Genomic DNA, 13,439 nt, shown 5'->3' with positions numbered 1-13,439 from the left:
AACGAGTTGCATAGGTATGGTGCTGGGTATGGCGCTGGAGCACGCGATTCTGGTTTCACTGACTGAGCGGGATGGGTCGGGCTACGAGCTGGCCCGGCGGTTCGACCGGTCCATCGGGTACTTCTGGCCGGCTACCCACCAGCAGATCTACCGGGTCCTGCGTCGCATGGACGACGCCGGCTGGGTGACCCACATCGACGTCGCCCAAGACGGCCGCCCCGACAAGAAGGTCTACCGCGTCTCCCCATCCGGCCGCGACGAACTCACCCGCTGGCTCGCCGAGCCGTCAGATCCCGCCGTACTGCGTGATGCCCTCGGCGTGAAGCTCCGTGGCGCGGCACTTGGCGGCCCAGGCGTCGTACTGAAGGAAGTCGAGCGCCACCGAGCCGAGCACGCCACCCGCCTGGAGGTCTACAGCGGGATCCAGCAGCGGGACTTCCCGAAGCCGGCCAAACTGCATGACCGCGACCTGCACCAATACCTCGTCCTCCGCGGCGGGATCCGCGCCGAGCAATCGTTCGTGGACTGGTGCGACGAAGTGATCGAAGCTCTGCGGAAGGACGCCCGATGACCGCCTACCCGCATGTCACCGCCCCGCTCGACCTCGGTCACGTCGTCCTGCCGAACCGCGTGATCATGGGCTCGATGCACACCGGTCTCGAGGACCGGCTCAAGGACCTCCCGAAACTCGCCGCCTACTTCGCCGAACGCGCCCGCGGCGGCGTCGGCCTGATGGTGACCGGCGGCTACGCCCCGAACCGCACCGGCTGGCTCACTCCCTTCGGCTCCAAGCTCACCAGCCACCGCCAAGCCCGCAAACACCGAATCCTCACCGACGCCGTCCACGCCGAGGGCGGCCGGATCGCCCTGCAGATCCTCCACGCCGGCCGCTACTCCTACCACCCCTTCAGCGTCTCCGCGTCCGCCCTGAAGGCCCCGATCAACCCGTTCAAACCACGAGCCCTCAGCGATCGCGGCGTACGCAAACAGATCAAGGCGTACGTCGATTGCGCGGCCCTGGCCCGTGAAGCCGGGTACGACGGCATCGAGATCATGGGCTCCGAGGGGTACTTCATCAACCAGTTCCTCGCCGAGCGCACGAACAAGCGGACCGACCGCTGGGGCGGCACTCCGGAGAACCGTCGTCGGATCGCGGTCGAGATCGTCCGCCAGACCCGCGAACGCGTCGGCACCGACTTCCTGATCATCTACCGCCTCTCGATGGCCGACCTGGTCGAAGGCGGCCAGAGCTGGGACGATGTGGTTGCGCTGGGCAAGGAGATCGAGGCCGCCGGCGCATCGATCATCAACACCGGCATCGGCTGGCACGAGGCGCGCGTCCCGACCATCGTCACCTCCGTGCCGCGCGCGGCCTTCACTAGCGTGACGGCAGCCTTCAAGCCACACGTCAGGATCCCCGTGGTCACCTCGAACCGGATCAACCTCCCGCAGGTGGCCGAAGAGGTGCTGGCGCGCGGCGACGCGGACCTGGTCAGCATGGCGCGCCCGTTCCTGGCCGACCCGGACTGGGTGCTCAAGGCAACCACTGATCGTGCCGACGAGATCAACGCCTGTATCGCCTGCAACCAGGCCTGCCTGGATCACGTGTTCGCCAAGCGGAAGGCGAGCTGCATGGTCAATCCCCGCGCAGCCCGTGAGACCGAGCTCCAGTTGCTGCCAACTCGCCGTACGAAGAATCTCGCGGTCGTCGGCGCGGGACCGGCCGGACTCGCCGCGGCGGTGACGGCGGCTGAGCGTGGGCATGCGGTTGAGCTCTTCGAGGCGGCCGAGGAGCTCGGCGGGCAGTTCGGGATCGCGCTGCGGATCCCCGGCAAGGAGGAGTTCGCCGAGACGATCCGGTATTACCGGCGCCGGCTCGAGCTGACCGGCGTCAAGGTGCACCTCGGTCACCGCGCGACCGTCGAGGACCTGGCCGGCTTTGACGAGATCATCCTCGCGACCGGCGTCGTACCGCGGGTCCCGTCCATCCCTGGCATCGACCACCCCAAGGTCCTTTCGTACGTCGAAGTTGTCCGCGACCGTAGGTCCGTCGGCGCCACGGTGGCCGTGATCGGCGCCGGCGGGATCGGGGTAGATGTCAGCGAGTTCCTGACCACCGAGGAGTCGCCGACGCTCAACCTGGCTGCGTGGAAGGCTGAGTGGGGTGTCACGGATCCGACCGTGGCACCTGGCGGACTGACCAAGCCGCACCCCGAGCCTTCGCCGCGACAGGTCTACCTGCTGCAGCGGAAGGCCGGGAAGATCGGCGCCGGCCTGGGCAAGACCACCGGCTGGGTGCACCGAGCGGCCCTGAAGAACAAGAAGGTTGAGCAACTCCGCAGCGTCAACTACGAGCGCATCGACGACGAGGGACTGCACCTCACCTTCGGCCCGAAGCGCGAGAAGCCCCGTGTCCTGGCCGTCGACACCATCGTGATCTGTGCCGGCCAGGAACCGGTCCGCGACCTCGCCGAAGCACTCGCCGCGACCAACCGTCCCGTCCACCTGATCGGTGGCGCCGACGTCGCGGCCGAACTCGACGCGAAACGAGCCATCGAACAGGCAACCAGGCTGGCCCTCACCATCTGACCGGCGTACTAGTGCACAGCAGCGTGGCCGAACACCCCCGAGCGGTGTCCGGCCACGCGACTGCCAGAAGTTTCAGAGGCAGCGGACTGCTTTCTTGCCGTCAGGAGCGATGGCGAACCACTTGTTGTTGACGCCGTAGCCGGCGGTCTCACCGAGCTTCTTGTCCTTGGCGAAGTAGTACAGCGGCCAGCCGTTCAGCGTGACCTGCTTGCCTTCGGGGCGGTCGATCAGGCCGACCCTCGCGCCGTTGATCTTCGAGCTCAGGATCTTGACGCCCTTCTTGCCCGCCAGTACCGGCTCCCACTTCTTGGTGCATTCGCCGAAGCAGGTCGTCTTGGCCGGCTTGTTGGAGTCGTTGTCGAAGCGGTAGATGGTCCGGCCGGCGCCGTTGGTGACGAACGGCATGAACCCGTCGACCACGTTGACCGTCAACGTCTGCACGTCCTTCTGCGTGGGCGCGGTGGGCTTGACCGGTGTGGTCGACTTCGCCTTGCCACCTTCGGGATTGGCCGCGAACCACAGTCCCTTGAGACCCTGGCCGGACAGCTCGCCGAGCCGGAGGTCGGCCTTGAAGTAGTACAGCGGCCAGCCCTTCAGCGTGACCTGCTTGCCTTCGGCACGGTCGATGGTGCTGAGCAACCGCTCGTCGATGCCGCCGCCTTCGACGACCACGCCGGACCCGGCGAGGACCGGCTCCCACAGCTTCAGGCAGGCGTCGATACAGGTGGACTTCGACGGGTTCGCGGAGTCGTTGTCGAACCGGTAGACGGTGCGGCCGGTCGCGCTGGTGACGATCGGCGTCAGACCTGGCACCTTCGAGACCTTGAGAACCTTCTCCTCCTCGTCGTTCTGACTGATGCCTTGGGCAACGTTCGGTTCATCCGCGTTGTCCTGCTGGGCTTCCTGGCTCGCTGTGTCTTCGGTGGAATCGCCGTAGAACGGTGCGTCGCAGGCCGCCAGCGATGCGATCGCAGCCAGGGCGATCAATGGTGCGGCAATGAACTTCCTCATCAGATCCTCCGAGTGTGCGGTCTCTTGTCGGTCTCAGGCGGTCACACGTGCACTCGTCCGGATCGGTTCAGGTGAATCTCGGAAGTGCTCTAGTGCGCGCTGGTTCGAGCCGCCGATCCAGTGCACTGTGTACGGCGTACGCGCACTAGTCGAAGGAGAAGCTGATGAAGACCGTTCTGATTTCAGGGGCAGGGATTGCGGGACCGGCGCTGGCGTTCTGGCTGCGGCGGTACGGGTTCACGCCGACGATCGTGGAGATCGCTGCCGGACCGCGGCCCGGCGGCCAGACTGTCGACGTACGGGGGATCTCCCGGACCGTCGTCGAACGGATGGGCCTGATGCCCGCGGTCCTGGATCGGCGGTTGCATGAACGCGGCCTCGAGTACGTCCGCGCGAACGGACGCCGGGCCGCCGCGCTGCCGGCCGAACTGTTCGACGGGGCCGGTCCGGTCGCGGAGATCGAGATCCTTCGCGGCGATCTCGCAAAGATCCTGTACGACGCAACCGCAGCGGACGTCGAGTACTTGTACGGCGACTCCGTCGACGCACTCGATCAGGACACGAGTGGCGTCCAGGTCCGGTTCACCAGCGGACGTCAGCGACGGTTTGATCTCGTGGTCGGCGCCGACGGTGTGCACTCGCGGGTCCGGCGGCTCGCATTCGGTCCGGAGGAGCAGTTCGTCCAGCACCTCGGTGGCTACACGTCGTGGTTCACCGTCGAGACCCCGGAATCGTTGAACCATTGGATGAAGATTCATTCCGCACCCGGCGGCCGCTGGGTCGGACTGCGACCTGACCACGACCCGCAGCTCGCGAAGGCGTTGCTGAGCTTCCGATCACCGACCATCAGCCACGACCGGCGCGATCCGGAAGCACAGAAAGCCCTGGTCAGGCAGCGGTTCGAGGGCCTTGGCTGGCATACGCGGCACATCCTCGACGGTCTGCGGAATGCCGATGACTTCTACCTGGACAGCATCAGTAAGGTCGTCGTACCCGAATGGTCGCGCGATCGGGTCGTGCTGGCCGGTGACGCCGGGTATTGCGGTTCACCGCTGGCTGGTCACGGTACGGCGCTCTCCCTCGTTGGCGCGTATGTTCTCGCGGGCGAGCTGGCCGCGGCAGAGGGCGATCACGTTCGCGCGTTCCCGGCGTACCAGAGGCGCATGCAGGCGTACGTCGAGCAGCGGATGGAGCTCCCGCCTGGCGGCATCAAGATGGCGATGCCGATGACCGCTCTCGGTATCCGGCTCCGTGACACGTCTACCCGGCTGATGACGTCGCGTCCGTTCGCCGGACTGCTCGCGAAAATGGCGATCGGGCAGCCGGATGCGATCCAGCTGCCGGACTACTCAGTCGAGCGGGGAGACCCAGTCCGGGTTCCGGCCGAGGAGGCCTAGGAGTTGCGGGAAGTCGGCGGCGTCGCCGGGGACCTTGACGCTGCGCTCGAAGGCCGCGCCGGGACCGCGGGCGGCGTCGGTGTCGGGGATCCGGCGGGCCAGGTCGAGGGCCATGTCGACCATGTCCGGCGGCGGATCGTACGACGCGTCGATGGCGCGGGCCAGGTCCCACGCATGGACGACGCAGTCGAGCTGGTGGAAGGTCAGCGCGATCCGGCGCGGAAACGAGCCGAACTCGCGGACCTCCATCAGCCGGTCCAGCGCGCCACCGTCGGCGAACGCGTCCGCGACCCGCACGTTGGACCGCCGGTACGCCCCGGCCGGGTTGTCGCCGAGGCGGCCGCCGTTCCAGGCGCCGGTCGGGGCCGAGCCATTCAGGGCCGCGGCCGCGAAGCCCTCGTTCTCACTCACGATGTGCCGCAGCAACCCGCGGACGGTCCAGTCCGGGCAAGGAGTGGGGAACCACAGGTGCTCCGGCCGGACCTGCATCACGATCTCACCGAGCACTGCGCCGGCCCTACGATCCAGATCCCGGATGTCCATCCGTGCTCCTCCCGTCGGCTGCCCTCAGCGAGCATAGGCTGCGTACGCCGGTTTCGACACGAAATCGGGTTGAGCGCAAGGGACAACCCGCAGCCGGTCAGGCCGTTTTGGCGGCCGCCTTCGTGGCCTTCTTGAAGGAGCGGACCTCGCCGAGCGAGGCGGCGTCGGTGACGTCGGCGATCGAGCGGCGCGACCCACGGTCGCCGTACGCGCCGGCTACTTCGCGCCAGCCCTTCGGCTGGATGCCGCGCTGCTTGCCGAGCAGGGCGAGGAAGATCTTGGCCTTCTGCTCGCCGAACCCGGGCAGTGCCTTCAGCCGCTTCAGCACCTCGGCGCCGTCGGGCTTGGGGCGACCCTGGGTCCAGATGCCCGCGGTGTCCCCGCCGTACGTCTCGATGATGTGCTGGGCGAGCGCGTGCACCCGCCGGGCCATCGATCCGCCGTACCGGTGGATGGCCGGTGGCGTGACGCACAGCTCGACGAAGGTCTCGAGGTCGGTCGCCGCGATCTTGTGCAGATCGAACCCGTCCATCCGGTTCGCGATCTTCCACGGGCCGGAGAACGCGTGCTCCATCGGATACTGCTGGTCCAGCAGCATCCCGACCAGCAAAGCGAACGGGTCGTCATTCAGCAGCTTGTCGGCGTCCGGGTTCCCAGTGAGATGCAGTTCGCGCAGCATGCGGACCATCTTGACACGAATCTGGGAGCCGATGGATGTGATCGCCCGCGAAGGACACCGCTGCGCGGCGGCTGTTTGTTGCCGCCTTCGGCGGGCCGCAGATGGTTGTCACGGGGTGACGTGATCGGCGACGGAGCTCTTCACCGGGTAGCCGGGTGTTGGTGGAGGTGATCGCCCGCAAAGGACACCGCTTCGCGGCGGCTGTCTGTTGGCGCCTTCGGCGGGGCGCGGATGGTTGTCACGGGGTAGCGTGATCGGCGAGTGGAATCTGGGTCGTGGTCGGTCTGGGGGCCTCGTGGATGTGGAGGTCCGGACCGATCAGCTGGGCTGTGGTGTTCGGGTCCTCCACAACAAGTAGACGAAGTAGGGGGCTCCGATTAGGGCGGTTAGTAGGCCGGCGGGGATTTGGGCGGGGGCCAGGAGGGTTCGGCCGAGGCTGTCTGCGGCGCTGACGAGGATTGCGCCGAGGAGTGCGGCGACGGGCAGGATTCGGGTGTGCCGGCCGCCGACGAGTGCGCGGGCCGCGTGCGGTGCGACCAGGCCGACGAACCCGACCACCCCGATCGCGGAGACAGCGGCCGCGGTCAGTAACGCAGAGCACACGAGTGCGGCCAGGCGAGTCCGCTCCAGCCGTACGCCGAGAATCCGCGGTACGTCGTCATCGAGCGCCAGCAGATCGAGTTCACGCCGGGCGTGCACGATCATCGGCGTGAACACGACCAGTGCGATCGCGACCGGCAGGACCTGCGGCAGCGTCCGCCCGTAGGTGCTCCCGGACAGCCAGGTCATCGCCAGACTGAGGTTCCACGGGTCGGTCGCGACGATCAGCAGCGTGATGATCGCACTCGCCGCGGACGACACCCCGACGCCGATCAGCACCAGCCGGTCCGAGCTCAGCCCGCCCCGCCACGACACCAGATAGACGATCGCGAACGTGACCAGCGCGGCGATCGCGGCCATGCCGGACAGCAACCAAATACTTGCGGATGGCAACAGGATCAGCGTCGCGATCGCCCCGACGCCAGCGCCGCCGGTGATACCCAGGATGCCCGGTTCGGCGAGCGGATTCCGGCACACGGCCTGCACCGTCGTACCCGCGATCGCGAGCGCAGCGCCACACAGTACGGCGGACACGACCCGCGGAAAGCGCTGGTCGAGGACGTAGGTGATCGCCCGGCCCGACCGGCCGTTGATCCAGTTGACGACATCGCCCGTACGCAGGAATGCGTCACCCGCGAGCATCGCCGCGACACTGGCGACGACCAGCAGGAAGACGAGCGCGACCGCGACGATCCAGAACGTACGACGGCTTCGCAGCCCCGACCCGGAACCGCCGGGAGAGCGGCTCGGACCCGAGTCGCGGTACCGCCGGGCCAGCCAGATCAGCACGATCGCGCCGACCATCATGGTCATGATCCCGGTCGGGATCTCCACCCCGGCCTGTCCACCGAAGACGGCCCGCAGGACGACGTCGGACGCAAGCACGATCAGTACGCCGGACAGTCCGGACAGCGGCAACAGGACCCGGTGCCGCATCAGCCCGGGGACCAGGGGTGCGATCAGCCGAACGAGGACCGGCGCAACCAGGCCGACGAAACCGACCGGTCCGGCGACCGTGACCGCGGCGGCAGACAACAGGACCGTGGTGAGCGTGATGAGTATGCGTACCCGCCGTACGTTCACGCCGAGGACCGACGCGGTGTCGTCGCCGAGAGCAAGGATGTCGAGCTTCGATGCCAGCAGCAACGCCGCGATGATGCCGACAGCAACGACGGGTGCCATCTGGGTGACCGCGTTCAGGTCGGTCTGGACCAGCGTGCCCGCGCCCCAGGCGAACGTGCCGATCGTCTCTTCGCGGTACAGCAACAGCAGGAGTGTGGTCACGCCGGCCAGCGCCATCGCGACCGCGGACCCGGCGAGGATCAGTCGCGTCGGTCCGGACGATCCGCCGGCGGACAACGCCAGTACCAGCACTGCAGCCGCCAGCCCGCCGAGGAACGCGATTCCCCCGGCCGGGAGGACGGGCAACGGGATGCCGAACGCGGCCACCACCACGACCGCCAAATACGCCCCTGCATTGACCCCCAACGTGTCGGGCGAGGCGAGCGGGTTGCGGGCCAGCGACTGCAGACCGGCACCGGCCACCCCGAGTGCCACGCCGACGAGTACGCCGGCCAGCAGTCGGGGCAGCCGCGATGCGACCAGGACGTTGGCCGCGTCGTCGGAACCGTGCCCGACCAGCAGCCGGAGCAGGTCGCCGGCGTTCACCGACGACGTGCCCTGGGTGAGATGGACACCGGCCAGTACGACGATCCCGATGACGGCGACCGTGAACACACCGGCGACGCGGATCCGGCGTACCGGCTGCTGGATCGCGACCGCGGGACTGGGCGCGGTGGTGACCTGGGTCAAGAGGTGACTGCCTGGACCGTCGCGTCGATGAACTGCTCGGTGGACTTCGGGCCGCCGAACATCCAGATGCCGTCCGGCAGCCGGTGCACGTTGCCGCTCTTCACGAACGGCAGGTTCTTCCAGATCGCGTTCCCGGCCAGGTCGCCGCCGAACACGTCACCGCCGTCGTTCTTGTTCGCGATGTAGAGGAAGTTGCCGTCCTTGAGCTTGGTGAGCCCCTCGAGGTCGGTCTGAGCCAGTCCGTAGTCCTTGTCCCCGGCGCCGGTCCAGCCGTTCTTCAGCCCGAGCTCGGTTGTGACCGCGCCGAGCAGCGAGCCGGTGGTGTACATCCGGATCGAGATCGTGCTGCCCTGCTTGTAACCGTCAGCCATCGTGAAGCCTTCGCCGGCCTTGCCCGCGTCGGCGATCTTCTGCTTGCCGTCGGCAACCGCCTTGTCGAAGTCGGCATTGATCTGCTTGGCCTGCTCGGCCTTGCCGACGGCGGTCCCGATCATCTCCAGGTTCGTCTTCATCTGCGGGATCGCGTTCGCCGCGTCCGCGCCGCGGATCACCAGCACCGGCGCCGCCTTCTCGATCTGCGCGATCGTGTTGGCCGCCTCGTCGGTGGTGGTGATGACCAGGTCCGGGTTGAGCGCGACGATCGCGTCCACGCTGGCCTCGCCGCGGGTCCCGACATCCTTGACCGACGGGTCGAGCTTGGCCGCGGTGACCCAGTTCGTGTACCCCTTGGTGTCGGCGACGCCGACCGGCATCACGCCGAGCGAGACGAGGTTCTCGGCCGCGCCCCACTCGAGCGCGACGACCTTGGCCGCAGGCGCCTTCAGGTCGAGCTTCTTGTTCCGGCCGTCGGTCAGGGAGACCGGCTGGGCGGCAGCGTCACTGGCGTCGCTGGAGGAGGTGGGTTCGCTGGTTCCGCACGCGGTCAACGCGGTGGCGGCGAACAGGGCTGCGGCGAACAGAGCGGTGGTTCGTCTCATCAGAAGACCTCAGATTGTCGTGACGCGGGTCAGGTGTTTGCCGATCGGGCGGGTCGCGACCAGCCCGGTCGCCGGGTCGGTGCCGACCTCGATGGTGATGCCGTACGTTTCGGTCAAGGCGTCCGCACGGAGTACTTCTTCCGGCGTACCGGTCGCACGTACTCGCCCCTGATCGAGTAGTGCGATCCGGTCGGCCACGGCGGCCGCCTGGTTCAGGTCGTGCAGTACGACGCCGACCGCGACCCCGTGCTCGTCCGCGAGCTCACGCATCAGGTCGAGGATCTCGATCTGGTACCGCAGATCGAGGAACGTGGTCGGCTCGTCGAGCAGCAGTACGCCGGTGTCCTGCGCGAGGCAGGTTGCGAGCCAGACGCGCTGCAGCTCACCACCGGACAGTTCGTCGACGGCTCGGTCGGCCATCGAGGTGACGCCGGTGACCGCCATCGCGTGGTCGATCGCGCGGTTGCCGTCCGGGTCGTCGTTGCGCCAACGGCTCCGATGCGGGTGACGCCCGTACCCGACGACGTCGCGCACACTCACACCGTTGGGAGTGGGTCGCGACTGGGACAGGAGGGTGACCTTGCGCGCGAACTCCTTCGCGGACAGGTCGAGCGCGTTGGTGTCGTCCGGGAGGTTGATCCGGCCGGCGTCCGGATGGTGAAGGCGGGCCAGGGCTCGCAGCAGCGTCGATTTCCCGCTCCCGTTGGGGCCGACGAGTGCGGTCACGCTGGCCGCCTCGATCCGCAACGAGGCGCCGTCGACCACGCACTGCCCGTGATACCCGAGCCGCAACTCGTCGCCCGCCAGCCCCACCATCTCCCGCATGCGAGCAGGATAGCCTTACCTAACCTGACGTGTCAGGGTCAGGTCTCGTTGTGAGACATGCCGCCTCTCAGGGTGCGTAGTGCGCGTACGATGTATGTGCACTAGCATGGGAGGGGTTCATGAGTGAAGCGCCGTACCAGGCGATTGCGGGGGAGATTCGGGCGCGGATCGTCTCCGGGGAACTGAAGCCTGGGGAGCGGGTGCCGTCTACGCGGGCGCTGGTGCGGGACTTTGGCGTGGCTATGGCGACCGCTACCAAGGCGTTGCAGACCCTGCAGCAGGAGCGGTTGGTGCACGCGAGCCCGGGAGTCGGGACCGTGGTCGGTCCGCCTCCCCGGCGGTCCGGCGTACGCGCGGCTCAGCCGGAAGGGATCGTGGATCTCAACCGGGCTGAGGTGGTGCGGATCGGGATCGAGCTCGCTGACGCCGAAGGGCTGGCCGCGCTGTCGATGCGGCGGATTGCGGCGGAGCTCGGGGTGTCGACGATGGCGCTGTACCGGCATGTTGGGGGCAAGGACGCGCTCGTGCTGCAGATGGTCGACCATGCGCTCGGGGAGTTCCCGCTGGCGGCTGCGCCGAAGCGGTGGCGGGATGCGGTAGCGGATGTGGCGCGCGTGCAGTGGGCGGCGTACCGGCGTCATCTCTGGCTGGCTAGCGCGATCAGCCTCGGCCGACCGCAGCTCCTGCCGAACCTGCTCCCGCACACCGACGCCGTCCTGCGAGCGCTCGCCCGGGTCGACAAGACCGAGGCTCTGTACGCCGCGATCAGTGTGTTCGCGTACGTCCGGGGAGTGGCACTGACGCTGGAGGCCGAAGAGCAGGCCGAGCAGGACACCGGGCTGACCGCGGACGAGTGGGCCGACCGGCAGGCTGAGCAGATGGCCACACTGGTCGCCGCGGGCAATCTGACCGGATTCCGCGCGCTGCTCGCAGACGACTTCGACTTCGACTACAACCTGGACCGACTGTTCGAGTTCGGTCTCGAACTCGTCCTCGACGGCATGAAAGCACGGTTCGCCCGACTACGCTGAGTGCCGACGATCTCGACTTCTGCGGAGGTGGCGATGGAGCCGGTGTTCGCGCCGGGCGTGCCGGGGCGGGTGCGGCGGTTGTCCGCGACGCGGCCTGAGCTGTTCGTGCCGGCTGACGCGGCGCGGCCTAAGCGGCAGAGTGCTTGGTCGGTCGCGCCGGGGAACACCTTCGGGACGTTGCTGGTGTGGCTGGCGGTCTGCGTGGGTGGGTGGATCCTCGCGCTGATCATCATGGCGGCGACGCTGCCGGCTGAGGTTGCGGCGTGGATCTCCGTCGCGCTGGCCGGGGTTGCGGTGGTGGCGACCGGTGGGGTGCTGGTGCGGTCGATGGTGGAGGACCGTGGGCACAAGGCGGTGCGGTTGGAGCACGGGAAGTACCTTCTGCCGCGGGACTTCGACTCGGAGGCGGCGGGGTTGCTGAGCCGGGCGCAGCTGGCGGTGCGAACGGTGCTTGAGGCAACAGTCACTCAGCGGGGGTTGCTGGATGAGATGAAGAACGAGCTGGTTCTGCCTGAGCAGCTGTGGGACATCGGGCAGGTGCTGCGGGAGCAGACCGTACTGCGGGCCCGGCAGCGCGAGGTCGCCCGCGGGATGGTCACGGCCGAGTTGGAGACGGTCCTCGGGCCGCAGCGGCGGGCTCTTACGTTGTCGGTGGATGCGATCAAGCGGAAGGTCAGCCTGCTCGAGAGGTACGCCGAACGGGTCCGCTCGGCCGACGCCGCCCTTCGTGCCGAGGCCGCGCTGGAGGACGGCGACCGCTACATCGAACTCCTCGCCCGTACCGAGCCCGTCGGTGACTCGTCAGTCGTCCAAGACTTCACCGACGAAGCCAACGCCCTCCACAAGACCCTCACCCAATCCATCAACGCAGCCCGCGACGCCGGCAAAACCCTCGCCCTCCCCGAATAGCTGGATCGGGGGGACCGGGAGCCGGAGCCGAGGGACTGCCGGGATCGGGGGAGTGGGTTTGGGGAACCTAGTGGGTTGCGAGGAGGTTGGCTTCTTCTTCGGGGGTTAGGCCGAAGCCTAGGTCTGGTTCTCCTCGGGACTGGTCCCAGGTGCGGAGGTCTTTGATGGTCTGGGCGAGGGGGGTTGCCGGGAGGCCGGCTGCTCGGGCTTTGGCTGGGTTGCGGCGGCGTTCGCCCCATTCGGATTCTGGTTCTACCAGCGGGAAACGCGGGGGTACGGCGTCGGTCGGGATCTGGACGAGGTCGACGGTGGTGCCGGCCAGGGTGGCTGAGGTCTGGATCAGCTCGGCGATCGTCGTGAACGGCCCGACCGCGTTGAAGGCGCCAGGCCGATCGTCCGTGACGAGCTGAACGATGAGACGGCCGAGGTCCCGGCTGTCGGTGAGTTGGAGCGGCTGCTCGGGCTTCGTCGGCAACGCAACCCGGCCGCCGCGCGCACCCCGTCGTACCCAGTAGAGGACCGTGCTCGCAGTGTCGCCGGGACCGGTGACACGGCCGGGACGGACGATCGTCGCGCGATCGCCGTACCGGGCGAGGACGTCGTCTTCGCAGGCAACCTTGCAAGGACCGTAGGTCTCGTTGGTGAGGACCTCGGCCGAGCGCATCGGTGGTCGGCGGGCTGCGCTCTCGTCGGTGCCCGCGGGCAGATCACGCACGTAGACCGCGTGGCTCGAGACGAACACATACCGTCCGACCCGATCACCGAGGACGTCCATCGCGTCGTCGACGTGCTTGGTCTGGTATCCGCTCAGGTCGACGACCGCATCCCACTCACCCGTCCGCAGCGCCGAGTAGTCGCCGGTATCCCGGTCTCCGACCAGTTGCGTCACCGAAGGCGGCAGATCGGTACCGCTCTTGCCCCGGCTGAACGACGCGACCTCCGCCCCTTGTGTCAGCGCGTCCGCAATGACCGCACGCCCGATGAACCCATTTCCGCCCAGTATCAGAATCCGCACAACCACCGAACCTATCCCCGCTACGCCAACGCCGCGACCGAATAGGCTGAC

At 67.9% G+C, this 13,439-nt stretch carries 12 protein-coding genes; 5 read left to right on the top strand and 7 right to left on the bottom strand.

The features are described from left to right. The first annotated feature begins 28 nt into the window (after positions 1–28). Both AB0L70_RS25360 and AB0L70_RS25355 read left to right on the top strand, forming a co-directional pair. Positions 29–571, top strand: coding sequence for a PadR family transcriptional regulator (locus AB0L70_RS25360; protein ID WP_363688189.1), 543 nt, complete (start codon positions 29–31; stop codon positions 569–571). Continuing rightward, positions 568–2,589 carry an NADPH-dependent 2,4-dienoyl-CoA reductase gene (locus AB0L70_RS25355; protein WP_363688187.1) on the top strand — a complete coding sequence of 674 codons (2,022 nt, stop codon included), beginning with the start codon at positions 568–570 and terminating at the stop codon, positions 2,587–2,589. The genes AB0L70_RS25360 and AB0L70_RS25355 overlap by 4 nt, the downstream gene beginning before the upstream one ends. 72 nt (positions 2,590–2,661) lie before the next feature. Here the strand turns inward: AB0L70_RS25355 and AB0L70_RS25350 are convergent, their stop codons facing one another. After that, entirely contained in the window at positions 2,662–3,600 is a 939-nt protein-coding gene (locus AB0L70_RS25350; protein WP_363688185.1) for a hypothetical protein, read from the bottom strand. A gap of 164 nt (positions 3,601–3,764) precedes the next feature. Between AB0L70_RS25350 and AB0L70_RS25345 the strand changes: the two genes are divergently transcribed. Continuing rightward, positions 3,765–4,997 (top strand): FAD-dependent monooxygenase, encoded by a 1,233-nt coding sequence (locus AB0L70_RS25345; RefSeq protein ID WP_363688183.1) that lies wholly within the window; start codon positions 3,765–3,767, stop codon positions 4,995–4,997. On the opposite strand, the gene AB0L70_RS25340 is transcribed toward AB0L70_RS25345, so the two are convergent. From AB0L70_RS25340 to AB0L70_RS25320, 5 genes are all read right to left on the bottom strand, one after another. Continuing rightward, the gene (locus tag AB0L70_RS25340) at positions 4,950–5,540 is read right to left on the bottom strand and encodes a TIGR03086 family metal-binding protein (RefSeq protein WP_363688181.1); all 591 of its coding nucleotides are present in this window, start codon (positions 5,538–5,540) and stop codon (positions 4,950–4,952) included. The two genes, AB0L70_RS25345 and AB0L70_RS25340, sit on opposite strands and share 48 nt — an antisense overlap. A gap of 97 nt (positions 5,541–5,637) precedes the next feature. Further along, entirely contained in the window at positions 5,638–6,219 is a 582-nt protein-coding gene (locus AB0L70_RS25335) for an HhH-GPD-type base excision DNA repair protein (RefSeq protein ID WP_363688179.1), read from the bottom strand. A gap of 318 nt (positions 6,220–6,537) precedes the next feature. Beyond that, positions 6,538–8,631 carry an iron ABC transporter permease gene (locus tag AB0L70_RS25330; protein WP_363688177.1) on the bottom strand — a complete coding sequence of 698 codons (2,094 nt, stop codon included), beginning with the start codon at positions 8,629–8,631 and terminating at the stop codon, positions 6,538–6,540. After that, positions 8,628–9,608 carry an iron-siderophore ABC transporter substrate-binding protein gene (locus AB0L70_RS25325; protein WP_363688175.1) on the bottom strand — a complete coding sequence of 327 codons (981 nt, stop codon included), beginning with the start codon at positions 9,606–9,608 and terminating at the stop codon, positions 8,628–8,630. The genes AB0L70_RS25330 and AB0L70_RS25325 overlap by 4 nt, the downstream gene beginning before the upstream one ends. A 9-nt stretch (positions 9,609–9,617) precedes the next feature. Then, on the bottom strand, positions 9,618–10,433 hold the full coding sequence (locus tag AB0L70_RS25320) for an ABC transporter ATP-binding protein (protein WP_363688173.1): 816 nt from the start codon (positions 10,431–10,433) through the stop codon (positions 9,618–9,620). Positions 10,434–10,552: 119 nt separating this feature from the next. Here AB0L70_RS25320 and AB0L70_RS25315 point away from each other — a divergent pair, with 119 nt between their 5' ends. Together AB0L70_RS25315 and AB0L70_RS25310 are read left to right on the top strand one after the other, a co-directional pair. Further along, positions 10,553–11,464 (top strand): GntR family transcriptional regulator, encoded by a 912-nt coding sequence (locus AB0L70_RS25315; protein WP_363688171.1) that lies wholly within the window; start codon positions 10,553–10,555, stop codon positions 11,462–11,464. A gap of 33 nt (positions 11,465–11,497) precedes the next feature. After that, complete coding sequence (locus tag AB0L70_RS25310) at positions 11,498–12,373, top strand: hypothetical protein (RefSeq protein ID WP_363688169.1); 876 nt, start codon at positions 11,498–11,500, stop codon at positions 12,371–12,373. 67 nt (positions 12,374–12,440) lie between these two features. Here the strand turns inward: AB0L70_RS25310 and AB0L70_RS25305 are convergent, their stop codons facing one another. Further along, on the bottom strand, positions 12,441–13,388 hold the full coding sequence (locus AB0L70_RS25305; RefSeq protein ID WP_363688167.1) for an NAD-dependent epimerase/dehydratase family protein: 948 nt from the start codon (positions 13,386–13,388) through the stop codon (positions 12,441–12,443). Positions 13,389–13,439: the final 51 nt, after the last annotated feature.

The organism is Kribbella sp. NPDC051952 (genome assembly GCF_040680855.1).
Taxonomy (GTDB): Bacteria; Actinomycetota; Actinomycetes; order Propionibacteriales; family Kribbellaceae; genus Kribbella.
This window is presented reverse-complemented; position numbering and strand designations above follow the sequence as displayed.